At 39.4% G+C, this 22,381-nt stretch carries 22 protein-coding genes, 2 pseudogenes and 1 riboswitch; of the genes and pseudogenes, 14 read left to right on the top strand and 10 right to left on the bottom strand.

Features of this window, described 5'->3' with window-relative positions; all coding sequences use genetic code 11:
* Positions 1 to 82 precede the first annotated feature (82 nt).
* Positions 83 to 1,147: an acyl-CoA dehydrogenase family protein gene (locus tag HT574_RS08360; protein ID WP_175244231.1), complete on the bottom strand. Its 1,065-nt coding sequence runs from the start codon at positions 1,145 to 1,147 to the stop codon at positions 83 to 85.
* Between the two features lie 122 nt (positions 1,148 to 1,269).
* Positions 1,270 to 1,803: a DUF4242 domain-containing protein gene (locus HT574_RS08365; protein ID WP_175244559.1), complete on the bottom strand. Its 534-nt coding sequence runs from the start codon at positions 1,801 to 1,803 to the stop codon at positions 1,270 to 1,272.
* Positions 1,804 to 2,160: 357 nt separating this feature from the next.
* On the opposite strand from HT574_RS08365, the gene HT574_RS08370 reads away from it, so the two are divergent.
* Complete coding sequence (locus HT574_RS08370) at positions 2,161 to 2,610, top strand: winged helix-turn-helix transcriptional regulator (RefSeq protein ID WP_175244232.1); 450 nt, start codon at positions 2,161 to 2,163, stop codon at positions 2,608 to 2,610.
* 196 nt (positions 2,611 to 2,806) lie between these two features.
* Here the strand turns inward: HT574_RS08370 and HT574_RS08375 are convergent, their stop codons facing one another.
* From HT574_RS08375 to HT574_RS08390, 4 genes are all read right to left on the bottom strand, one after another.
* On the bottom strand, positions 2,807 to 3,622 hold the full coding sequence (locus tag HT574_RS08375) for a lipid II flippase Amj family protein (RefSeq protein WP_175244233.1): 816 nt from the start codon (positions 3,620 to 3,622) through the stop codon (positions 2,807 to 2,809).
* Between the two features lie 282 nt (positions 3,623 to 3,904).
* Positions 3,905 to 4,672 (bottom strand): ABC transporter permease, encoded by a 768-nt coding sequence (locus HT574_RS08380; protein WP_175244234.1) that lies wholly within the window; start codon positions 4,670 to 4,672, stop codon positions 3,905 to 3,907.
* A 5-nt stretch (positions 4,673 to 4,677) separates the two neighbouring features.
* The gene (locus tag HT574_RS08385) at positions 4,678 to 5,646 is read right to left on the bottom strand and encodes an ABC transporter substrate-binding protein (RefSeq protein WP_175244235.1); all 969 of its coding nucleotides are present in this window, start codon (positions 5,644 to 5,646) and stop codon (positions 4,678 to 4,680) included.
* 105 nt (positions 5,647 to 5,751) lie between these two features.
* Positions 5,752 to 6,537 carry an ABC transporter ATP-binding protein gene (locus HT574_RS08390; protein WP_175244236.1) on the bottom strand — a complete coding sequence of 262 codons (786 nt, stop codon included), beginning with the start codon at positions 6,535 to 6,537 and terminating at the stop codon, positions 5,752 to 5,754.
* 637 nt (positions 6,538 to 7,174) lie between these two features.
* On the opposite strand from HT574_RS08390, the pseudogene HT574_RS08395 reads away from it, so the two are divergent.
* A pseudogene (locus HT574_RS08395) lies at positions 7,175 to 7,392 on the top strand (4a-hydroxytetrahydrobiopterin dehydratase); the annotation flags it as partial.
* A 25-nt stretch (positions 7,393 to 7,417) separates the two neighbouring features.
* A complete protein-coding gene (locus tag HT574_RS08400; protein ID WP_175244237.1) occupies positions 7,418 to 7,954 on the top strand; it encodes a YdbC family protein in 537 nt (178 codons plus the stop codon).
* A 203-nt stretch (positions 7,955 to 8,157) separates the two neighbouring features.
* On the opposite strand, the gene HT574_RS19875 is transcribed toward HT574_RS08400, so the two are convergent.
* The 3 genes from HT574_RS19875 to HT574_RS08410 form a co-directional block, all read right to left on the bottom strand.
* Positions 8,158 to 8,478, bottom strand: a complete 321-nt coding sequence (locus tag HT574_RS19875; RefSeq protein ID WP_375154094.1) for a transposase — start codon at positions 8,476 to 8,478, stop codon at positions 8,158 to 8,160.
* Between the two features lie 114 nt (positions 8,479 to 8,592).
* Positions 8,593 to 9,213 (bottom strand): transposase, encoded by a 621-nt coding sequence (locus HT574_RS19880; RefSeq protein ID WP_309138290.1) that lies wholly within the window; start codon positions 9,211 to 9,213, stop codon positions 8,593 to 8,595.
* A gap of 34 nt (positions 9,214 to 9,247) precedes the next feature.
* Positions 9,248 to 9,718: a transposase family protein gene (locus HT574_RS08410; protein ID WP_175244238.1), complete on the bottom strand. Its 471-nt coding sequence runs from the start codon at positions 9,716 to 9,718 to the stop codon at positions 9,248 to 9,250.
* 86 nt (positions 9,719 to 9,804) lie between these two features.
* Here HT574_RS08410 and HT574_RS19885 point away from each other — a divergent pair, with 86 nt between their 5' ends.
* The 8 genes and pseudogenes from HT574_RS19885 to HT574_RS08445 all read left to right on the top strand — a co-directional run bounded on the left by HT574_RS19885 (position 9,805) and on the right by HT574_RS08445 (position 17,014).
* The gene (locus tag HT574_RS19885) at positions 9,805 to 10,020 is read left to right on the top strand and encodes a DUF6454 family protein (protein WP_309138291.1); all 216 of its coding nucleotides are present in this window, start codon (positions 9,805 to 9,807) and stop codon (positions 10,018 to 10,020) included.
* 340 nt (positions 10,021 to 10,360) lie between these two features.
* Complete coding sequence (locus tag HT574_RS08420) at positions 10,361 to 10,738, top strand: hypothetical protein (protein WP_175244239.1); 378 nt, start codon at positions 10,361 to 10,363, stop codon at positions 10,736 to 10,738.
* Positions 10,739 to 10,970: 232 nt separating this feature from the next.
* Positions 10,971 to 11,091 (top strand): annotated as a pseudogene (locus tag HT574_RS20480) (IS3 family transposase); the annotation flags it as partial.
* A gap of 191 nt (positions 11,092 to 11,282) precedes the next feature.
* Entirely contained in the window at positions 11,283 to 12,449 is a 1,167-nt protein-coding gene (gene trpB / locus HT574_RS08425; RefSeq protein WP_175244240.1) for a tryptophan synthase subunit beta, read from the top strand.
* 497 nt (positions 12,450 to 12,946) lie between these two features.
* The gene (locus tag HT574_RS08430) at positions 12,947 to 13,843 is read left to right on the top strand and encodes an ABC transporter ATP-binding protein (protein ID WP_175244241.1); all 897 of its coding nucleotides are present in this window, start codon (positions 12,947 to 12,949) and stop codon (positions 13,841 to 13,843) included.
* The gene (locus HT574_RS08435) at positions 13,833 to 14,630 is read left to right on the top strand and encodes an ABC transporter permease subunit (RefSeq protein WP_175244242.1); all 798 of its coding nucleotides are present in this window, start codon (positions 13,833 to 13,835) and stop codon (positions 14,628 to 14,630) included. The genes HT574_RS08430 and HT574_RS08435 overlap by 11 nt, the downstream gene beginning before the upstream one ends.
* Positions 14,630 to 15,307 carry a TetR/AcrR family transcriptional regulator gene (locus tag HT574_RS08440; protein WP_175244243.1) on the top strand — a complete coding sequence of 226 codons (678 nt, stop codon included), beginning with the start codon at positions 14,630 to 14,632 and terminating at the stop codon, positions 15,305 to 15,307. Before HT574_RS08435 ends, HT574_RS08440 begins: the two co-directional genes overlap by 1 nt.
* 166 nt (positions 15,308 to 15,473) lie before the next feature.
* Positions 15,474 to 15,579: riboswitch (SAM riboswitch) on the top strand.
* Positions 15,580 to 15,688: 109 nt separating this feature from the next.
* Positions 15,689 to 17,014: a Na+/H+ antiporter NhaC family protein gene (locus HT574_RS08445; protein WP_175244244.1), complete on the top strand. Its 1,326-nt coding sequence runs from the start codon at positions 15,689 to 15,691 to the stop codon at positions 17,012 to 17,014.
* Positions 17,015 to 17,398: 384 nt separating this feature from the next.
* On the opposite strand, the gene HT574_RS08450 is transcribed toward HT574_RS08445, so the two are convergent.
* Positions 17,399 to 17,776, bottom strand: a complete 378-nt coding sequence (locus HT574_RS08450; protein WP_175244245.1) for a YmaF family protein — start codon at positions 17,774 to 17,776, stop codon at positions 17,399 to 17,401.
* 356 nt (positions 17,777 to 18,132) lie between these two features.
* On the opposite strand from HT574_RS08450, the gene HT574_RS08455 reads away from it, so the two are divergent.
* The 3 genes from HT574_RS08455 (at position 18,133) to HT574_RS08465 (ending at position 22,375) form a co-directional block, all read left to right on the top strand.
* Positions 18,133 to 20,061: a sigma-54-dependent Fis family transcriptional regulator gene (locus HT574_RS08455; protein ID WP_175244246.1), complete on the top strand. Its 1,929-nt coding sequence runs from the start codon at positions 18,133 to 18,135 to the stop codon at positions 20,059 to 20,061.
* Between the two features lie 261 nt (positions 20,062 to 20,322).
* Positions 20,323 to 21,330 (top strand): thiamine pyrophosphate-dependent dehydrogenase E1 component subunit alpha, encoded by a 1,008-nt coding sequence (locus HT574_RS08460; protein WP_175244560.1) that lies wholly within the window; start codon positions 20,323 to 20,325, stop codon positions 21,328 to 21,330.
* A 25-nt stretch (positions 21,331 to 21,355) separates the two neighbouring features.
* A complete protein-coding gene (locus HT574_RS08465) occupies positions 21,356 to 22,375 on the top strand; it encodes an alpha-ketoacid dehydrogenase subunit beta (RefSeq protein ID WP_081162466.1) in 1,020 nt (339 codons plus the stop codon).
* The last annotated feature ends 6 nt before the right edge of the window (positions 22,376 to 22,381 follow it).

The raw sequence follows: 22,381 nt of genomic DNA on the forward strand, positions 1-22,381 counted from the left end.
AAAAGAAAGGGCAATCAGATATGTGGTTAAAATCCAACCAAGCGTGTTGGTGATAAGCACTTAGTTTTTTCCTATGGATAGTCTATTTATTTAATAATTTTTCCAAATGTTTAACCGTAGGCGTTAAATTGGCAAGGAAGTAAGATTCTCTTAATCTGCGGGATGGATCGCTTTGCTGCAAGTAACCGGCTCCCCCATGATGCAACATCGAACCATGGACTGCTTTTAAAGTGAGATAAGTAACGTTTAAACGGATTCTTAATAAATCTTCACAATGTTGCGTCAAATCAGGAGATTGAACAAGACGATATATTTCTTCACGGATGGATGTTAGTTCGTTTTCTAGTTCCTCTGGTTGAATGCTTAAATATCGGTTGCATCCGTTTTGTTTATTTTGTATCTTTTTCATCGACCGGATAGAAGCGTCTGTGACTCCCAATCCTAGTGGGATTTGATAAATAAGAAATGCAGGACGTATTTTTGGTACAAAGTCATCCGCTTGCTCAGAAATAATCCATTGATCCGGAATGAATACTTCATTGAATGTGCATGCATATGTTGCGCTTCCATTCAGTCCTAAATAGTCCAGCTTTTCTTTTAACACCAATCCTTGAGCGTGGCATGGGACAAACGCCATGATCCGCTGTTTTTCATTAACAGATGCGATAATACCGAACCAATGATTTTGCCCTAAATTGGAGACAGACGGCAAATGGCCGTTAATGATATATCCTTTCTGAGTCCGTTCTGCTTTCAAATGGAGAGATTCAAGCCCATCGTAATATTTCATAGGATTAGACAATCCGGTTCCTCCAAGCACCTCTCCGCTTTCAAGCAGCGGTAAAATTTCCTTCTTGAGGTAGGAGTTTTCGCATGTTCGCAAGTATGTTAGCGCCGCTAAGTGGCACCAAAGGGTAAAAGCTGTTGTCATGCATATTTTTGCCGTTTCCTCGACTAATTGTATTTCACGCAAAAGAACCTCTTTTTTAGAAAGTCCCGCTGACATTAGGAAACCGTATTTCCCGATACTTTCTAAAAACTCACGGGGATAATAGGCCTTTGTATCAATTTTCCTTACTAAAGGCTTTAATTGGTTGTAAAGTAAATCGTTCAAAGTTTTTTTTGCTTCTGATTCCATAATGGCCATTTACCGCCACCTCCTATCCGGTTATGTATTTTCTTTGTGAATGGGGGACATCAGTCCAATGACTCTTTGGATAGTCAAACCCCAGCGGGAATGTGAAAATTCCAGCTGAGGTTAGGCAAATGTTATTTGTTTGGCAAAATTTCTGTAACCGTATCAATCGGTGCTTTTACTGCTTCACGGGCTCTTTTGACGGCTGATTCATCCGGAGCATTATAAAAGCAAAGGCATTTTGTCATATCTTCGCATACATAGGTTCTAGAGAAGGTGACTTCTGGTACTTCTGCATAGTGCACGGAATTCTTTTTCTTTCTGTCTAAATATTCTTCCATGGTGAGATTTTCAGGAAGGTTCCATTCGACTACGTAGTTTACGGTATCAGCTTCTTTTTTGACATCTTCAATATCTTTTCCAACCAAACGAACCGGTTTAATAAGAGTAACAGGAATGCCTAACTCTCTTAAGCGATCATTAATAATATTTCGTCCTTCGCTTTCAAAAATGAAAAATGCTCTTGAAAAATCTTTGGAAACTTGGACTTCAATAAGACTTGTGCTGTTTTTACCTAGTTCTTCCCGAATCTCGGAAACTTTCTTTTCAAATTCTTCTTTGTTTTTTACTGCCCCGTTTAAAATCGATTCCACCAAGTAAAGCGCCATTTTCATTTCCTCCTTTATTATAACATTAAATTCTTATAGAATTAATATGATTTTATGGTAATTTTATTATAGTTAGTTCAAAAAATCAACCCCAAAAATAAATTATTCTGAATTTATTATTTTGTCACACAAACTTGGTAAGTATGCCTCCATATCACATGTTTTGGGCCATGAACATGCACTATACCAGAAGAAATTGGAAATTCGGCGTCTGATGAAACAAAAAATTTTTCGACGGTCGGAGGCAAGTTGCCGAAAGTGGAACATGATGCTTCGGTAAAAAATAGTGGTGAACGAAATTTCTATTTTGTGAAAGGTAAGTTATAATTGAATCGAGACGAAAACAGGAGGTTTTTTATGAAAGAAAGATATGATTTGCCTTGCAATATTGCCCAATCATTGAACATCATCGGAGATCGCTGGACATTGTTGATTGTTCATGAAATTTTAGTGGGGCATACAACGTTTAATGAAATAAGAAAAGCGTTAAAAGGGATATCCTCTAATCTTTTATCGGATCGTTTGAAATATTTAGAAGAAACCGGTTTGATCACTTCTACTTTGTATTCCGAACATCCTCCAAGATACAAATACATGTTAACGAAAAGCGGAAAAGATTTGGAAATGGTGTTCAACGCCCTAATTCTTTGGGGCAGGAAGCATTTAAAAAAATGTTATAAAAAATTGGTGCACGAATCTTGCCAGCATGAAGTGGAAATTTCCTATTATTGCCCTCACTGTAAAACAAATGTGGAGAACTTGGCCGTTGTGGAAGTCCATTCTGAAAATACTTCCGAAAAGCTGTGATAATGGCTAATAAAAAAAGATAGAGAGGTATGATTATCAAGACCTAAAAAGATAAGGTTTAATATGTTTTTTGTAGGGTAGTGCTTTAGGATTTTTACAAATGCAGAATACATGGAAAATCCCCTGATTTTTGATTAAAAACAGGGGATTTATATGCACTCCTTATTCAAGTATTGCTTCCGTTAGTAGTCTACCGTTAGGCTATGAACTTAGTAAGCCATGCTATATAGTATGCTCCGGGAACCAATAAAAATTGAGCTAAAATTGTTCCAAATAACTTTGAAGTAACCATCATGATCGAAATGCTTTTTAGTGTTATGTAATTCCCTTTCCGATTTACCACATCATCGGCAAGAATTGAAATTTTAGGGTCAACGAAAATAGCCAATAGAATAGTGGCTATACCGTTGATTAGACCTGAAGCCATAATGGCAGTGTTTCTCCATTCAGGTACAATTAGAGATGCATACAAAGCAGAAAGCGCTCCTACTGTATATACGGCAGTAACCACCATATTAAAGAAAAACAATTGTTTAGGTACATTGCTGAGGTTTATGTCTTTTATGTAAGACCATCTTGGTAAGTGTATATGTTTTATGCCTCTCTTTAAAAAAGCAATATTAGTTCCTTTTTTCATCAACGCTGATACTGAACCACGGTTGTTTGAAAGATGAATGATTGCTCTCGAGAAGATGGCGATGAAAGTGGGGAGAAGCAATATTCCTAATAACGTACCAAGAGTAGATGAACCTATCAGTATCCGAAACTCCATTTTTACAAACTCCAGAGCATCATGCTTTGGAGTAGTATCAATCAAACTCCCTGTAAACGGCTGCTGCATTATATTGGCTAATCTTGAAACAATCACCATTACGTTAAATAAAGATAAAGCAGAAGCGATTAACTTTACTCTAGCGCCTGATAACCTTACTGCATAGGCTAATGTCTCTGTGCTATGAATAATCAAAATGAATAGCGATATAAATAAAACTTTCTCATTTGTGAAGTCCATATTTTTCCTCTTCGTTTTCGAGGATACTTCTATTATAATTTGCAATCCAAAAATTTATAAACTGTTATCGCATATTCTGGCCGTTTGTTGGATAAGGAAGGGGATAATGCTCTCTTCTATTCAACACTCTATAGTCTAGACCTCACTGCGCTTTTCGCTGTGGGTTATGGCCTTCTCCACTTTAAAAAATAGGTTTATATAAATATCTAAATCTATTATGTAGAAAAAAGAGGATATATGCTCTTATATTGAACATAATATCCTCTAATCACTAGATTCTAATTATTTATTCGGCAACATTCCCCAATGCTTTTCTACCCATCTTTCGAATAATTGGATTGCTTTGTCAAGAATAAGTCCCAAGATCCCGATGAAGATGATCCCGGCTAAAACAAGATCCAAGCGCAATGAATTTCTCGCATCGACGATTAAATAACCCAATCCGGATTGGGCGCCGACCATTTCTCCTGCGACGAGGAAAATCCAAGCGGTACCGAGTGCAATGTGAAGCCCGTTGGCGATAAACGGAAAAGCTGCAGGAAAAATGATTTTCGTCAGTAAATGCGGTTGCTTGATTTCAAAGTTTTCCGCTACTTTTAAATATGTACGATCCACTTTTCTTACAGCGGAAACGGTAGAAAGCAATACAGGGAAAAACGCCGCGATAAATATAATCACAATCGCAGGAATGTCCCCAATTCCAAACCACAAAACAATAAAGGGCGACCAAGCAATCGGCGAGATTGGCCTTAGGACTTGAATAATCGGGTCAATAATATTCCATAACTTTACTAGACGGCCTAAAATGAGTCCCAATATAACAGCAGTAACGACTGCTGAGAGATAACCAATCAAAAACCGGATGAGGCTCACTTTCAGATGTACAAATAAAGTTCCGTCGGTAAATAGAGTCCAGATTCCTTCCCCTACTTTTAAAGGAGAAGGGAAGAGAGCCTCTTCATAATTTCCAATTACAATCACGGTTTGCCATACAGCAATTAATATCGAAAATCCTATGATGACGTTGGTGAATTTCTTTATCATGTTCATAACGATCACTTCACTTTATCTATTAATGAATTATCGACAAATTCCTCATAGGACGGAGGATTTTTGGACAATCCCGTTTCGATCATGTACTGCCTTAGTTGTTCGTATGCGCTTTTATCTATTTTTAAATCGTTAAATGAAATCCATTTTAAGGATAAATTGAGCACATCTTTATTCACCTTCATGTATTTGGAGGAAGACTCATAGGTATACTCATCTTTTAATTCTGCTTTTTTCCCGGCTTTGACGTATTCACTTACAAACTCTTGAGCGATTTTTCTTTCATTGCGGATAAAATCACTTCTTAAAACCAGCGCACAGCACACAGAATGTTTCCAAAGGTCTTCAGATTGGAATAACACCTTACCCTTATTCATTGCTACAGACAGAGCCCCAAAAGGTTCTGCCACTGCATATCCGGATATTCTGCCTTCTGAAAGGGCTGCCGGCATTTCAGCAGGAGGCAGTTCAACGATATTCACATCTTTATATTGAAAACCTTCCTGCTTTAACATTTGATAGAGCAATAGATTATGTGTAGAAAACTTATGAGGAATCGCAAAGTTTTTCCCTTTTAAATCCTTTACGCTGTGAATATTATGGGAAGTCACAACGACATTTCCATCTCTGTGTCCTAACGCCACTGCTTTTAAATCAACGCCTTGTTCTTTTGCTTTCATCGCCAATTCCACAAGCACGCTTGCTCCATCAATCCGACCTGTATTCAGTGCATCCATCAGTTCAGGCCATGAGCCGAATTTGACGAGCTCAAGATTGAAATGTTGAGATTGACCTTTTTCTAGTTCTTTTTCTATATATAGAGGTATGGCGTGGGTAATCGGCAAGTATCCTATTTTAATGGTCCGCTTTCCGTTTATTTCGGAATGAGCATTATTGGAATTACAAGCAGTTAGGCTAAAAACAATTGTCATGACGAATAAAGAAATCATAAATTTCCTTAATTTTTTCTTCATGAAATATGCCTCCTTTTTTATTATTACGCTGCATGATTGCACTATCTAAAGATTAAGCCAACTCTACTGGCATAGAGGTTTATATACATCCCTGGTTAAGATTAGTTAAATATTATAATCAACGGGAGGGGTCGGACGATGAAAATGAAATTCTTCAAGAATAATCTTTCGGTAATATTGGAAGTCTCCGTGGCTCCGATCTCTAGGCCTTGGGGTGTCAATTTTTAATTCTCTATGGATTCGGCCAGGATTTGCGCTCATGATCAACACCCGATCTGATAAATATACTGCTTCGTCAATATCATGGGTCACAAGAATGATGGTTGTCTTTTCTTTATCTTGAAGACGCAAGAGTTCGTCTTGTAAATAATAACGGTTAAAAGTGTCCAGTGCGGCAAACGGTTCGTCCATTAATATTACCTCTGGTTGAATCGCAAGCGCCCGGGCAATCGCGACTCGTTGTTGCATCCCGCCTGACAATTCATGGGGAAAACGTTCAGCATAGTCATGTAAACCGACTAATTTTAGATAATCGAAAGCACGGCCTCTTCGTTGTTTGGAGGTTAAGTTTAAACCTTCAAGGCCTAACTCCACATTTTTTAGGACGGAACGCCAAGGCAGGAGGCCATAATGTTGGAATAGCATTACACATCGCCGACTAGGTTTTTCTACTACATTTCCATCCAAAATGACATGCCCTTGATCTGGTTTTTCAAAACCGCCGATGATGTTTAAAAGTGTACTTTTTCCACAGCCGCTCTGTCCAAGGATAGAGATGATTTCTCCTTTTTTTATATGAAAAGAGATTTGTTGGAGAACTGGTTCTGATTTCCCATTATGAGGAAAACTTTTACTCAAATTTTCCACTTGAATGATCACTGAATTGTTCATCGCCTAACCTACCTTTCGTTGTTTTAAAGAAGAAGACGGTCATTTTAGGCAGTGAATAAACACAGTATTTATAATTAATTAATTAATTCCTATATGTTTAATATGATTAATATTTGTTAGTAATTTTATGATACTTTGTTCAAAAAATCAACTTAAAATTTAGAACAATTCTAAACTTTGAATTTTCTAGATAGGTTGAAGTCGATCCGGGGATCATGAAAGTGCGGGAAACGGAAAAACACCTAGACGCCGAAGGGAAAAACCGAATATCCAATCGGCGGTTTGTAAGGCAGTTTTGCTTTTTCAAATCAACGGTTGGCAACGAAGTATTGATCGATGGCGAAACGAATGGGAAAGAAAAACGAATTTGTTGCGATTGCGCCCATCCATTAACGCATGCTTTCCCGAAAAGAGTTGTTTCGAGAACAATAAAAATTAAAACGAGCAGAAATCTTATCAAGAAGAAAAGATTATTATTGACGAAATTTTCTTAATAATATTCTAGATTTATAGAAGGATTTTTCTATATATATGGTAATATCTTTGTGCTGATATGTGATGTAGGTTGGCCGTTTTTGGCTGCAAAACTCGAGAAGGCAAGCGGTATACGGTTAACAGATGAAGATTTTTTACAGGGGGATGGAAGTTAGCGGGAGGAACGATGGATTGCGAAAAAACACCGCTTTCAAGATGATTAGCAAGGAATCGAATTCGAGCGGCAAATCGCACCGTTTCGAAAAGAACGAACTATTGTCCGTTCATTTAAGAATTTCGTCTTGGCGCGCGAAAGGGCTCACGAAGTTTGATTTCGAACTGGCGAAAAAGTATGATGAGGTTTACGAGAAAATGAAATGATCAACACAGGTAAGAGGGGAAGACAATGCTTTTGAAATGGATTCGATGTGAAGTGGATGAAGAAAAGAAAGCTGCGTTTTCCGCCGCGCAAGAAACATGGCGGGATTTGAAGGGATATCCCGGTTTTCTCGGACAAATAGGCGGCTGGAATGTTACAAAACCGCAAGAAGCGTGTATATTGGCGTTTTGGGAAAATCTTGATTATTATCAATCTTTTATGAGCAATAAACATGACGAAATTTTTGATAGAAGCAGGCAAAAAGGGACGTATCACAAAATCGCAGTGGACATGGTTGAAGTAAAACAGCCTGCCGAATTTAATCATATGATTATGTCCGAAGTGCTACAAAAAAGCAAAAAGCTGTACGTTATCCACTCGAACAGAATAAATGAAAAACAAACGCTTTCCGATAGGATAAAACAAGATAAACAGATATTGGCGACGTTTCTTTCGGAAAATCAATTTGCTGTTATATGTACGACGATGGAACTTTCTCAAAGTGAATGGAAGGACACGCCTCATACACAAGTTAAGCTGGAAAGTGTGTGGACGGTTGTTTGAAAAACGAAAGAAGCGTGAAAAAATGAAATTGTACATTGCTTCTAGTTTTGCCAACAAAGAAGCGGTTTGCGCTTTGGCAAGCCGTCTAATAAAAGAAGGTTTTACCCAAACATATGTCTGAACAAAAAAGGTTCTTACGTTCTTTTGGTGAATGATTACCTATCATCCTGTTGGGGGGTTCTATTGTTTTATTAAAATAATGATTACAGTCTATAGAGAACACGTTTTTCTAACAGAGCTAATCCAGCTCGGCTATACATCATTCGTTTAATAGTTTTCAACCGGTTGATTTGCCCTTCCAGCACACCATTGCTGTATGGGAGAAGAAAAGCATGTTTTACGGCCTGAAAATCACTGCGCAAACGCCGAGCATATGGATAAAACGGCTGTTTTGAATCCGAAAGCTGATGAAGCAGCCAACGTAAAAAATGATGGTAGTCTGCTTGACGAATCGCTTCGCGATAATCTTGAACCATTTCATAGATGGGGTGAACATTGGAGTAACTTTCCAGACATTGTTCCAAATCCATGATCTCCTTCTCAGAAAGTTGATGACGTGGAGTCCATATCCAATAAGCGGGTTGTTTCCTTGAGATACGATGTTCCAGCATCGATGGATCATTCCTCTTTCGGTTTTGTCAAATCTTTTCTACCGTGGTTCGTACCGCCGAAAACGTGACGGAATATCCTTCTTTGCGAAGAAAGGAGTCGATAGATGGAATGGTATGACCTTGCGCTTCTAACTCGATGACACGGTTCAAAAAAGGGGAAATCGATGTTTTTCTTCTTCGCCGATGAATTAGTGGTGGAGTTGTCATCTGGAGATATTTTTTTACCGTTTTCCGATCCAGCTTATATTCCTTCACAAGCCTAGAAATATTCTTGCCTGATTGATGAGCCATTTGGATTTCTTGAATGAGTGTCCATTTTTGTTCCTGGCGCTGCTTTTTCCTCTTTTTTGCCTTTGTCATTTCGATTTCATGAACAGATGTGTTCGATTCACTCCATGTCATCACAGAAGGAACGAGGGATAAAAGAAGGAAATCTAGTCTCTTCTTCGCATTCCCGATAAAATGCCATCGATCGTAAACATGAAGGATGGAAGGATTAGCATTGGCAATCCCTTGACGGAATCCTGTAAATCCATCCCGGCTCATCACTTGTACATGGGAATAGGTTTTCAGCCATTCAGTAAGTGTTTGCGGCAGCCGATTTAGCAAGAGAGCAACAGGATGATGACTGCAAAGATCACAAATTATCGCTCCATACGTATGGCCTTTTCGAAAAGCAAAATCATCGACTCCGAGGAAAGGGAGACACCTCTACAGGAATAGGAGTTTTGTGAATCATCGTTAACAATGAATCATGGCTGATAGGCAGATGAATCGCCTGTGCAATCTTTTCCGCAGCTAAACAACTCGTGGAAAAGGCAATTTGTCGCAAAGTGTGTTCTGCCCGAAGCGTACGACGGCCATGCGGCGCCAGCCAGTCATAACGCTCTGTAAACACTTTAACGGAACAAGAAGAATCATCACAAAACCATTTTCGAGAAATAAGCAGGAGTCGAACAGGCTGATCAGCGATAGGAAGATCTTGAATCACACGTGTATACCGACTATGCGGGCGAGAGGAAACATGATGACAGTCAGGACAGGAAGAAGACTCTCGGTTGCTTTTTACCGTTAAACGTAAATGATCACCGGCATCAGACACATCTAGTAACTCGATAGTTGAATCAAGAGGAGACCAAGAAAGGTTAATCATCGTTACAAACCCCTTTATTTTTATTATACCCATGTAGTTAATAGAAAGTTATCTCCCCAAATTAGCGTAAGAACCAAAAAGAAAAGATTCATCTACAATTTAATGCCTATCACCCGCAAGGAATGACTCGAATTGGAGACCTCTATTATATGTCCTCCGTGGAAATCATCGAAAAACCGGTGAAGTATGATTCCCGTAACCCGGTGTTTCTGGAGAGTGCTGGTCAAGGGCTCCGACTTTATGTTGTACCGGATGACGATGATGCGTCTTTGCTGGTGTATGAAACAACCAACCTTAAATAATAAACAGTAGGACCTGATAGAAGTTTGTATCGCAAAAAAAGAGCTATTCTTCTTCAAAAAGCATAGGAAGAATAGCTCGTTATATGATTGCCTCACTAAGAAACCCGGTGCTATTCCTTCTTCCCCAAAAGCCGCTTCATGAATGCAATAAAATATCTTCTTTCTTCTCTCCGCATGTGAACGTCCTGCCGTGATCGTTTCCACTTTATGTAAAAGATAGAGTGAATATAAAAACAATTCCTTTTTCCTAGATGTTTAGTATTTTATTACCTTTTATACAAATTAATGTTTATGATAACATCATTTTGTAATTTATAAATTAGCAAGGGAGTTGGAACATATGTGGAAAAAATCAATGATGGCTTTGCTTCTCGGTTTTGCATTCATTGTTGTATCAACGACGAATGCATATGCGGCAAGTGTTAACGTTTGGTTAGATCCCGGCGATTATGCAGACGGATCCAGCAAACTGTGGGTTCCTACAAACGGGAAATACAGGTGGGGTGTAACGGTGAATTCCGGCAGCTTGTATAGCGTAAGATATTATCTTAAAAAAGACGGTGTTACGATTAAAAGCGGAATTATAAGTCCTGGCGGGTCAATCGGTCCTTTAATCTATTCGGCAAATCCTGGAGGATACTACTCCCTGCACCTTGATTGCAACCCAAATGATTCGGATTTCGGTTGCAAAGCATACGGGTTTATTCAAAACTATTAATCACATAAAAAAGTGCTCATCTTAACATGATATGATTCCCTTTTAGTAGACAGAAAGAACCTAAATCTGTTTGCTATGGAGGGGATTTTTTTATGGACAAAAACTATGATATCGCGTTTAAGAAAAAAGCGGCGGATTTATACCTAAAAGAAGAGATGGGATACCAAACAGTGGCAAAAAGAATGAAGCATTGATTTTTCCATGGTTCGACGTTGGGTGAAACATCCAGGACACATTCCGCCAATTTTGCCAACTACTTCAAAGATATGGGATGAAGGCCAGTATGTCGAGAAAAGGAAACTGTTGGGACAAATGAATGCATGGAGAATTTCTTTAGCCAATTTAAGACAGAGTGTTTTCGTCTTGATTTTTTCCGCACCGCTTTATGTTTTCGAAACAGGAAGGGAACATTTTTCTTTTTATGTTCGTCCGGCTGGCTTGAGGAGATGAAATATTTATAAGAAAATACAGAAAATTTATTGACTTCCATGGGCGAAAGGAATATCCTAATTATGAAGTTTGAAAAGCAGAGGAGAGATGAGCAATGAGTTTAGTTCAGAGCAGAAAAGGGTATTTTGGCGAGTTTGGCGGGAGTTTCGTGCCGCCGGAACTGCAGGAAGCGCTTGATTACTTGGAAGAACAGTTTTTAAAGTACAAAGATGATCAAGAGTTTAATGATGAATTCAAGTTTTATTTAAAAGAGTATGTCGGGCGTGAGAATCCGCTTACTTTTGCAGCTCGGCTTACCGAGCGTTTAGGCGGGGCGAAAATTTATTTGAAGCGTGAAGATTTGAACCATACAGGTTCACATAAAATCAATAACGTCATCGGACAAATTTTGCTTGCGAAACGAATGGGAGCGAAACGCGTCATCGCTGAAACGGGGGCGGGACAACATGGCGTCGCCACCGCGACGGCTTGTGCGATGTTTGGTATGGATTGCACCATTTATATGGGTATGGAAGATACAAGACGCCAGTCATTAAATGTGTTTCGCATGGAGCTTTTAGGCGCAAAAGTCGTTCCGGTATCAAAAGGACAAGGAAGATTAAAGGATGCAGTCGATGAAGCGTTAAATGACTTTGTTCAAAACTATAAGGACACGTTCTATTTGCTTGGTTCAGCGGTTGGACCTCATCCGTATCCAAGTATCGTTAAACATTTTCAGTCTGTCATCAGCGAAGAAAGCAAGCGTCAAATTTTGAAAAAAGAAGGACGTTTGCCTGATGTCGTCATCGCTTGCGTTGGCGGTGGAAGCAATGCGATTGGAGCGTTTGCTCATTATCTTGATGAACCAAGCGTACGTCTGATCGGCGTCGAACCGGAAAAAGCGGCGACGCTTACAAAAGGTGTCCCATCCGTGCTTCATGGGTTTAAATGTTTAGTGTTGCTAGATGAAGAAGGAAATCCTCAGCCGACTTATTCGATTGCCGCTGGTCTTGACTATCCGGGAATCGGCCCTGAGCACAGCCATCTGAAAGTTTCAGGACGTGCCGAGTATTATACGGTGACCAATGAGGAAGTTCTTGAAGCATTTCAACTTTTATCGAAAACAGAAGGGATTATTCCAGCGCTTGAGAGTGCCCATGCGGTTGCTTATGCGCTGAAGCTGGCGCCGTCATTAAGCAAAGAGCAAATCATTATCGTCAACCTTTCAGGACGTGGAGATAAAGACGTGGAGCAAGTATTTCATATGTTAAAACAGGCATAAACGACTTGTGGAATTGTAATGTGTCAGGAGGCTGTCTCAGGATATGAGACAGCCTTTTTTATTTGGATAGCCAAGTGGCTTTAAACATTACCATAACAAGGCGGTTGGTAAGAATTACTTTCGCTAATGGCCATTGAAATATCTTACATGGTGTCGCAGGCATGTATTTGATTTAAGATTCTAATGATATGATATCAAGAAAAAAGAATGGCTATGTCAAAATAAATATATCAAGTCTAATCCTTGCCGGTCCGCCTGTGTAAAGGATTTTTTTATTATTCCACTCCTCATAGAAGAAATAAATTTCTTCCGTCATCTGTGGAGTTACACAGGACATTGAGACTAGAGAGCAAATGGTTTATGTCGTGTTCTTTGTAGGGATTGCTATCCACCGTGCAGATTTTTTTGAAATGTATTGACTTATGAGTCAATATTTCTATATAATGTAATTGACTGATCAGTCAATGGATGCAAAGCCACCCGAAGGAGAGGAATGTATGAAAATTGTAGATATCAAGAATTTGACCAAGACTTATAAAAAGAACCGGGGAATTAAAAACCTTACCTTTTCCATTGAAGAAGGAGAAATTTTCGGGTTTATCGGTCCGAACGGAGCAGGCAAGAGCACAACCATTCGAACACTGTTAAATTTCATTTATCCGACTAGTGGGAGTGCGACTATTTTTGGAAAAGATATCATCAAGCACTCAAAAGAAATAAGGCAAGACGTGGGCTATCTGCCGTCTGAAGTCCATTATTACGATGATATGAAGGTGATCGACTTATTAAAATACTCAGCTAGCTTTTATAAAAAATTTAATCCGAAGAGAATGAAGGAACTGGCGGAAAGACTTGACTTGGATCTCCATAAAAAAATCGAAGATCTCTCGTTTGGTAATCGAAAAAAGGTGGGGATTGTCCAAGCGCTTTTGCATGAGCCAAAACTTCTTATATTGGACGAACCGACAGGCGGACTCGACCCGCTGATGCAAAACACCTTTTTTGAACTTCTTGCAGAGGAAAGAAAGAAGGGGACAACGATCTTTTTCTCCTCCCATATTCTTTCTGAAGTGCAAAAGATGTGTGATCGGGTCGCCATTATTAAGGAAGGGGAACTTGTTAAAGTAGAAACGATTGAAAATCTTACGAAGAAAAATTTGAAATATATCACGATTACATTTGAACGAGCGGAACCAATAGACCTCAAACTGGAAGGAATAGTGAAGAAAGAAGTAAAAGGAAATGAAATAACGTTGCTTTACAGCGGGGACATAAAGGCGCTTCTAAATAAATTGAATGCCCTGCCGATTAAGGATTTGTTAATCGAAGAGCCGACTCTCGAAGAAGTATTTATGCATTACTATGAGAAGGGCGGGGTTGACAATGATTTTTAAGAGAGAGTTGAAACGAAATTTAAAATCATTAATCATTTGGAGCGTCGTACTCAGCGGTCTTATTTTATTAACGTTAAGCATTTATCCTCAGTTTGCCGAGCAGCAAAAAAATGTGGCAAAGCTGCTTGAGGCCTATCCGCAATCGGTAAAAAAAGCGTTTGGAATGAATGAGCTAAACATGGGGGATTTAATGGGTTTTTACGGTGTAGAAATCTATATGATGACTACCCTTCTGGGAAGTATATACTCGGCAATTCTTGCGTCTAATATCTTGGCCAAAGAAGAAAATGAAAAAACGATTGAATTTTTGTTGTCAAAACCTGTCACAAGAAGCCAAATAGTAACAGAAAAACTTCTGGCCGTTTTGGTAAATATTTTGATCTTTAACGGGATTACGACAATAGCAAGTATCATTGGATTTCAATTTGCAAAAGACCCGGATGTTCCGACTGACACGTTTAGTTTGCTAATTGTCGCAACGATATTGCTTCATTTGACTTTCGGTGCTATTGCCTTTATGTTGTCATCGCTCATGAAAAAAACACGAAATATCCTTTCCATCTCACTGGGGATTGTCCTAGCTGCCTACTTTATGAATGTGATGGCAGGGATATCGGAAGACTTAGAGTTCCTAAAATATTTCAGCCCGTTTAAATATGTGGACGCCGCCTCCATTATTAATGATAACAAGATTGAGCCTCTGTATATCTTTATTATGGCTGCGGTTATTTTGATTAGTATCTTCGCTTCATATATGGTATATAAAAAGAAAGATATTGCAGTCTAATGAAATTAGAGGTGTTAAAATTGTATTCAGCTTTTGAAAAGCAGCCTAAAGAAAAAAAAGACCTGATAATCAAAGTGGCCATCGAAGAATTTGTGAAAAATGGCTATGAAAAAGCCTCTACAGATGTCATTACGAAACGGGCGGGAATTTCTAAGGGGCTTCTTTTCCATTATTTTAAGAGCAAGAAAAACTTGTACCTTTATTTAGTGAATTATGTGAAGGACTTTCTGACGGAACTAGCAATGGAAGAAATGGAAAAAATTCAATCTGATGATTTCTTTGAAAGGATCAAAGAAATCGTCCTGTTGAAACAAAAACTAACGGTTCAGTATCTCCAAGAAACTCAGTTTATCACGGATGCCTTCACCAATCCTCCTGTGGCAGTAAAGGAGGAAATGGAAGAAATTATTAAGAAACATTACGAAGCTTATCAGGAAGATTTTTTACTGGAGCATGTTTATATTAAAGACCTGATCCAAATGGAAAAACTTAGAGAGGATATTTCCGTGGATACCGTGATCCGCATGACCATGTTGATTGCCGAACAACTGTCTAATAAGTATATGGCTATATACAAAAATAAGCAAATGGATGTCATGAGTGGTGTGGAGTCTTTGATAAGGGAACTGAATGAATATCTTAAGATAATGAAATATGGGATCTATAAACCAGAATAGATTTTTGCTTTCTTTTCCCGTGGTATTTAGCTACGGGATTTTTGCATATTATTTTAAGATTTGTTGAAAATTATTTAAAAATAAGACATTCTCAAGGTGTATTGCACAACAGATGAATATGTTGTAACCTTTTAGTTGTTTTTACAACAAAATACGACTGTTCATCTTCTTATCTAGAGAGGCGGAGGGACTGGCCCGAAGAAGTCTCGGCAGCGGACTCGTTTTCGAGTGCTGTGCCAAATCCAGCAAGCATCATGCTTGAAAGATAAGAAGGGTTTCTTATATAGATACGTATAAGGCCTCTTCTTATGTTCAGATAAGAAGAGGCCTTTTCTCTATGTGAATAGGCCCTTCGAAAAAATATAAAATGAGGTGGAAAGAGTGGAGTTAAAAAAAGGAAATCTATTTGCGTTATTTCCATTTGTCGTCTTTTTAGTGTTGTTCATTGGTGCAGGAATTGCTATGGGTGATTTTTATAAATTTCCAGTCATTGTGGCGATTTTGATTGCGGCAAGTATTTCGTTGATGATGAATCCGAAAGAGTCTTTAACGAAGAAGGTTGAAGTGTTCACCAAAGGGGCTGGAAATGCCGATGTTATGTTAATGGTCATCATTTTCTTATTAGCAGGGGCATTTTCGGAAGTAACCAAAAAAATGGGGGCTGTTGAATCAACGGTCAACTTAGCTCTTTCCGTTATTCCACAAAATTTATTAATAGTCGGTTTATTTATTATTGGATGTTTTATCTCCATTTCGCTGGGAACTTCTATGGGAACGATTGTAGCATTAGCGCCGATTGGAGTCGGAATCAGCGAACAAACGGATATTTCTTTGGCATTATCGATGGCAGCTGTCATTGGCGGTGCCATGTTTGGAGACAACTTATCTTTTATCTCAGACACAACGATTGCGGCAGTACGAACACAAAATACGAAAATGAAAGATAAGTTTAAGGTGAACTTTTTCATCGTTTTACCAGCAGCCATTATCACCATCGTTCTTTTCTGGATATTTCCTGCTGGAGAGCAAGCGGAAATGACGAATCAATCTTTTAATTGGATAAAAATTTTGCCTTACCTTGGTGTATTGGTGACTGTATTAATGGGTGTCAATGTACTAGTTGTGTTAGCAGGCGGCATTTTATTAGCAGGGATCATCGGCCTTCTTGATGGAAGCTATAATGCAATGGGCCTCATTCAAGCCATCGGTGACGGGGTCGCTGGAATGCAGGAATTGTCATTGCTTGCGATCTTAATTTCCGGTATGGTGGAAGTCATTAAACATAACGGTGGAATTGATTATTTACTTCAATTAGTAACAAGAAATGTAAAGTCGAAAAAAGGAGCACAATTTGGTATCGCAGGATTAGTGAGTTTAACAAATCTTTCAACCGCAAACAATACGATTTCCATTTTAATTGCTGGCCCACTTGCGAAAAACATTGCAGATCAATATGACATTGATCCGCGTAAATCTGCCAGCATATTAGATATTTTCTCATGCTGTTTCCAAGGGCTCATCCCATACGGTGCGCAAATGCTTTTAGCAGCAGGTGTTGCTTCCATTTCACCATTAAGCATTTTGCAGTATTCATTTTATCCAATCTTAATTGGAGTTTGTGGGATGCTTGCGATTGTGTTTGACTATCCAAAATTGAAAAAGCCAAAAGAAGTGAAGGTGGACTTACAAGCGAATAAAGCGATATAAAGAAAAGGTCTCTGATATGGAGACCTTTTCTTTATGGGGGTGTTCTGATATGTGAGCGTTTCCGTTTGTGAGATGATTTCCTTCTTTACATAACCACTGTCCAAAATAGTGGCTATCACTACATAAACAAGTCATAGTTGCTCCGTCAAAAAATATATTTTTTCTTTACTTTCTCTTTAAAATAGTCTACTACGATTTTGTGAAAAGCCAGATGAGGGACGTGGCTGTTTGTTTTTCATCATTCGATTGAACCCCTGTTTATTCTGTTAGTGGTTTTTCTATGATTTAAGTTAGGATGGAAGTATGCAAAAGCTCACTGACTTATACCATTATCACATTATTTTGAGGCAACAACTTGATACGAGGCTTGGTTAACATCGAGTTTTATCCACCGCTCGTTCTTCCTCTGTATCGATGTGAGTGGGGAATTCGTCCGCTGATGGTTGTAACACCGGAAAATTCGTGATAATGCCCTCCGCCTGGAAGTGGAATAGCCGGTCCGGTAACGCCCCTTATCTCATGTCTATGTCCATCATCGAAGGAGGTAAATGTAAAATAACGGTGTGTATGCGGAACACCGCTTGGCGCAGGTTCTGTCACGCCAACAAATTTATGGCTATGGCCTACGTCAAAAGAAGTAACCCCAGAGAATTGGTGAACATGCACAGGCCTGCCATCCCAAGTAGTAATATACAGGTTATGCGAGTGATAGGAGTCGGAATCATCAGAATGAACCAAGTATCCGCTAACAGGTATCTCCATCGTTTTTTCCCCTTTCATTCATTTTCCGTATATCATATGATGATGGGCGTCGAGATGTTATGGGGCAGTATCAGATAGATTTATTTGTTTACCAAACAAAAGAAGATAGTACAGAAAATGAATTTAAAGTAATCAAAACAGCTGTCAAAACTGATTACCCAACTCAATCCGTTTTTTTGGCATAATACCAATTTTCAATGCTACAATATAGAAAAACAACCAGGATGGACCGGGTTGAACGCTTCAAGCATCGACAATATCCCAAGTCTAATGTTGCTTCATTTTGATAGTGAAAAGTAACGAACTAGTTCACGGATAAACCACTAACCCTTAACGTGCTGCGGAGGTGTTTTGGCGTGAACAGTCGGCGGGAGGATGTCAAAGAAATGTGGAAGCGCTTTATTTTTGAAAATGAACTAGATGAAAAACTTTCCCCCATTGTCAAAGACTCGTGGATTCGATCAAAAAAATGGAAGGTAGATCCTTTTCAGCCATATGGCCAAATAAAAAAAATTGAAACGGAACGGTACAAAAAACTTATTGATTGGTCCATGCCATTAATGGAAGGGCTCTATTCCATCGTAAAGGGGTCCGGATTTTTAGTCATCCTTTGCAATGAAAAAGGTCAGCTATTAAAATCAATTGGCGATCCGGATACCCTAAAAATGGCTGTTCAAATTGGTTTTGTCGAGGGGGCGGATTGGAGCGAACAAACCATGGGTACCAATGCGATTGGAACATCCATTGTTATTGATCAACCTGTACAGATATTTGCGGAGGAACATTATTCGCAAATATGCCAATCATGGACTTGTTCCGCGACTCCGATTCATGATTCAAAAGGCAACATTATCGGAGTATTAAATGTCTCCGGCCCATATGAAAAGGTGCATCCCCATACATTAGGGATGGTGGTTTCAGCGGTCAAAGCTATTGAGTATCAATTAAAATTAAATGAAAATACGGAAAAAAATATCATGATGCAAAGGTTTTTGGAAGCGACAACCAATAATATGAAAGAAAGCATCCTAATTATTGATACGGAAGGAAAAATTATAAAGGCCAACGATCAGCTGAAGAAGCTCCTTTGTCTTGATCAGTCGCACCTAGAAGGAAAAAAGATCAACGAAATTTTTATAAATAAATCCATTGTCTCCAATAAGCCTGTCTATCTGCAAAACCAAGAACTCCATTTAAAGGTGAAGCCATCAAGAAATACCCATCATGTGATGGTCGATAAAATCCCCATCTATAAAGACAAACATTGGATTGGTTCGATGATCATGGTGAAAGAAATCCAAAAAGTGCGCCAATTTGTCAATCACTTATCCGGAAACCAGGCAAAAATAACGTTTGATGATATTATCGGGCAGCATCCTCATTTCATTCAAAAACTGAATGAAGCCAAACTTGCTGCAGAGACCGATTCAAACGTTTTAATATTAGGGGAAAGCGGGACGGGAAAAGAAATGCTTGCACAAGCAATCCATAATGCAAGCAAGAGAAAAAACAAACCGTTTATTGCCATCAATTGCGGCGGAATCCCTCGCGATCTTCTTGGCAGCGAGCTGTTTGGCTATGTGGAGGGTGCTTTTACTGGAGCCAAAAAAGGAGGAAGTGCAGGAAAATTCGAACTTGCTGATGGCGGCACTCTCTTTTTAGATGAAATTGGTGAAATGTCTTTGGAAATGCAGGTCCTTCTTTTACGGGTTATTCAGGAAAAAGAAGTAATGCGGATCGGCGGCCATAAAGTGATACCGGTGGATGTCCGGATTATTGCAGCTACGAACAAAAATCTCCGTGAGGAAGTTCAAAAGGGAAGCTTCAGGGAAGATCTGTTCTTTCGTCTCAATGTCATGCCGATTACCCTGCCTCCTTTGCGGGAAAGAAAAGAGGATATACCACTTCTTGTCCGTCACTTTATCGGTAGGCTTTGCAAAAAATTAAACAAACCGTTTCCAGAAATCCGACAAGACTTTTTAGAAGCTCTCATTCAGTACGACTGGCCAGGGAATATTCGGGAATTGCAAAACATACTAGAAAGAACGTTAAATCGGAATACAAAACCAATTTTGTCTGCAAAAGATTTGCCGGAAGAAGTGTTTCAAATGTTTCCAGGGCAAAAAAAGGAGGAGATGTTGGTACATAGAGATGAGATCAAAAAACAGTCTATTATCCAGGCGTTACGTTTATGTAATGGGAATATCACGAAAGCAGCCAAACATTTGGGAATTTCCAGAAGCACTTTTTATCGACAAATGAAAAAATTTAACATTGCTTATTAACAAAATTATTGTTTCATTTTGTATCAAATTGTATCAATATGTGGCAACAAAGTGTTCCAAAATGGGACACTTTGTTTCTTTTTACTGAAAGAATATTAATTGAATCTATTATCTCGTAAAAAATTTCTAGATTTTTTGATAGAACGATGAAACTATTTGTGGCAGATCGATCAATTTCATATTCAATAGCTTCCTTCCCCTCATTCGTCTGTGTTGGCACGTTTTTTGCGTATTAATGGAGATGAAAACGTTTTATTTCCAATGAAGGAGGAGAGCAAGTTGGCGACGATTTCTTTGGATCATCTTACTTGGATGTACGAAACAATGTACAAAATTCGTTATTACGAGGACAAAATGGCAGAAGCTTACGCCGAAGGAAAAAACCCTGTCTTTAATATCGGTGCAGGGCCTGTACCGGGTGAAATGCATTTGGCGACGGGGCAAGAACCGGCCGCTGTCGGTATATGTGTTCATCTAAAGAAAGAAGATACGGTGACGTCCCCGCACCGTCCGCACCATCACGCGATCGCAAAAGGAGTAGATTTAAATAAAATGACCGCCGAAATCTTTGGGAAAGTGACTGGACTCGGAAAAGGCAAAGGCGGGCATATGCACTTATTTGATCCAGATGTCAAATTTTCCTGCGGAGGAATTGTCGGAGCGGGCATTCCACATGCACTTGGGGCGGCGCTTGCAGCGAAGAAAAAAGGGACGGATTGGGTAGCGGTTGCTTTTATTGGAGAAGGAGCGGCCAACCAAGGAGCTTTCCATGAATCTTTAAATATGGCAGCACTGTGGAACTTGCCGCTTATTGTCGTGATTGAAAACAATCAATACGGAATTTCTGTCCCTAAGTCCGCATCCACATCCGTCCCATCCAATGATATAAGAGCTGTTGCTTATGGAATGAAAGGATATTATGTGAAAGATAATGATCCGATCGAAATGTACAACGTTTCAAAAGAAGCAGTGGAACGAGCGAGAAAGGGAGAGGGGCCATCGATTATTGAAATTGAAACTTACCGTTATTTAGGGCATTTTCAAGGAGATCCAGAAATTTACAGAGATAAAAACGAAGTTACTTTACTTAGGGAAAAAGACCCCATTGTTCGTATGCGTCAAATCTTAATCCAAGAATACGAAATAGAAGAACAACAGCTGATCGAATTGGAAAATAAGGCAAAGCAAGAAGTGGAAGCCGCTTATCAATTCGCGCGCGAAAGCGATTATCCTGAACCGGAAGATGCTTTAAAAGATCTGTTTGTCTAAATCACTATAGAAAGGAGTCGTCAAAATGCAAAAAACAAAGCAACGCTTATTAACGGGAAATAAAGCGATTGCAGAAGCGATTAGATTAGAAATGGAAAGAGATCCAAACGTGTTTGTCATGGGTGAGGATGTCGGTGTATACGGAGGCATATTTGGGGCGACGGAAGGATTATTTCAACAGTTTGGTCCTGAACGGGTGATCGATACACCGATTTCTGAAACGGCTTTTATTGGGGCTGCGATTGGAGCGGCTGCAGAAGGAATGAGGCCGATTGTCGAATTAATGTTCGTGGATTTCTTCGGCGTCTGTATGGACCAAATTTATAACCATATGGCAAAAATTCCGTATATGTCAGGGGGCCGGGTTAAGCTGCCGATGGTGTTAATGACCGCCGTTGGCGGAGGATACAGTGATGCTGCCCAGCATTCGCAAACATTATATGCCACTTTTGCTCATCTTCCGGGAATGAAAGTGGTGGCTCCATCCACCCCGTACGATTTGAAAGGAATGATGATTTCTGCCATCCGGGATGACAATCCAGTCGTCTTTATGTTTCATAAGACATTACAAGGACTAGGATGGATGGATCAATTGGACGCATCTGTCGGACATGTTCCGGAAGAAGCATACACCGTACCAATCGGCAAGGCGAAGGTGGTAAGAGAAGGGACGGACATTACGATTGTGGGCATCCAAATGACGACCCATCACGCTTTAGAAGCCGCGAAAAAGCTGGAACAACATGGAATTCAAGCAGAAGTCATCGACTTGCGTTCACTCGTTCCATTAGACCGCGAAACGATCCTTCAGTCGATTAAAAAGACGCATCGTTTGCTTGTTGTCGATGAAGATTACTTATCATACGGCATGACGGCGGAAATTGCCGCGATCGCAGCCGAAGAAGGTTTATATGATTTAGATGCGCCGGTCAGAAGATTGGCTGTTCCGGATGTGCCAATTCCATACAGCCGTCCGCTTGAACAATTTGTCTTGCCAAATGCCGATAAAATTTTTCACGAAGCAATGAAACTAGTCAACGAATAAAATCGA

The sequence above is a fragment of the Parageobacillus sp. VR-IP genome (assembly GCF_013357975.1).
Lineage (GTDB): Bacteria > Bacillota > Bacilli > Bacillales > Anoxybacillaceae > Saccharococcus > Saccharococcus caldoxylosilyticus.

What these genes read in the sequence shown, in the direction of transcription:
- HT574_RS08385 (WP_175244235.1), bottom strand. Translation starts at nt 5,646, where the DNA reads ATGAAGAAAAAATTAAGGAAATTTATGATTTCTTTATTCGTCATGACA.
- HT574_RS08420 (WP_175244239.1), top strand. Translation starts at nt 10,361, where the DNA reads ATGTGGAAAAAATCAATGATGGCTTTGCTTCTCGGTTTTGCATTCATT.
- HT574_RS08460 (WP_175244560.1), top strand. Translation starts at nt 20,323, where the DNA reads ATGAAGGAGGAGAGCAAGTTGGCGACGATTTCTTTGGATCATCTTACT.
- HT574_RS08450 (WP_175244245.1), bottom strand. Translation starts at nt 17,776, where the DNA reads ATGGAGATACCTGTTAGCGGATACTTGGTTCATTCTGATGATTCCGAC.
- HT574_RS08400 (WP_175244237.1), top strand. Translation starts at nt 7,418, where the DNA reads ATGCTTTTGAAATGGATTCGATGTGAAGTGGATGAAGAAAAGAAAGCT.
- HT574_RS08370 (WP_175244232.1), top strand. Translation starts at nt 2,161, where the DNA reads ATGAAAGAAAGATATGATTTGCCTTGCAATATTGCCCAATCATTGAAC.
- HT574_RS08440 (WP_175244243.1), top strand. Translation starts at nt 14,630, where the DNA reads ATGAAATTAGAGGTGTTAAAATTGTATTCAGCTTTTGAAAAGCAGCCT.
- HT574_RS08430 (WP_175244241.1), top strand. Translation starts at nt 12,947, where the DNA reads ATGAAAATTGTAGATATCAAGAATTTGACCAAGACTTATAAAAAGAAC.
- HT574_RS08380 (WP_175244234.1), bottom strand. Translation starts at nt 4,672, where the DNA reads ATGAACATGATAAAGAAATTCACCAACGTCATCATAGGATTTTCGATA.
- trpB (WP_175244240.1), top strand. Translation starts at nt 11,283, where the DNA reads ATGAGTTTAGTTCAGAGCAGAAAAGGGTATTTTGGCGAGTTTGGCGGG.
- HT574_RS08365 (WP_175244559.1), bottom strand. Translation starts at nt 1,803, where the DNA reads ATGGCGCTTTACTTGGTGGAATCGATTTTAAACGGGGCAGTAAAAAAC.
- HT574_RS08410 (WP_175244238.1), bottom strand. Translation starts at nt 9,718, where the DNA reads ATGATTAACCTTTCTTGGTCTCCTCTTGATTCAACTATCGAGTTACTA.
- HT574_RS08360 (WP_175244231.1), bottom strand. Translation starts at nt 1,147, where the DNA reads ATGGCCATTATGGAATCAGAAGCAAAAAAAACTTTGAACGATTTACTT.
- HT574_RS08465 (WP_081162466.1), top strand. Translation starts at nt 21,356, where the DNA reads ATGCAAAAAACAAAGCAACGCTTATTAACGGGAAATAAAGCGATTGCA.
- HT574_RS08390 (WP_175244236.1), bottom strand. Translation starts at nt 6,537, where the DNA reads ATGAACAATTCAGTGATCATTCAAGTGGAAAATTTGAGTAAAAGTTTT.
- HT574_RS08375 (WP_175244233.1), bottom strand. Translation starts at nt 3,622, where the DNA reads ATGGACTTCACAAATGAGAAAGTTTTATTTATATCGCTATTCATTTTG.
- HT574_RS08435 (WP_175244242.1), top strand. Translation starts at nt 13,833, where the DNA reads ATGATTTTTAAGAGAGAGTTGAAACGAAATTTAAAATCATTAATCATT.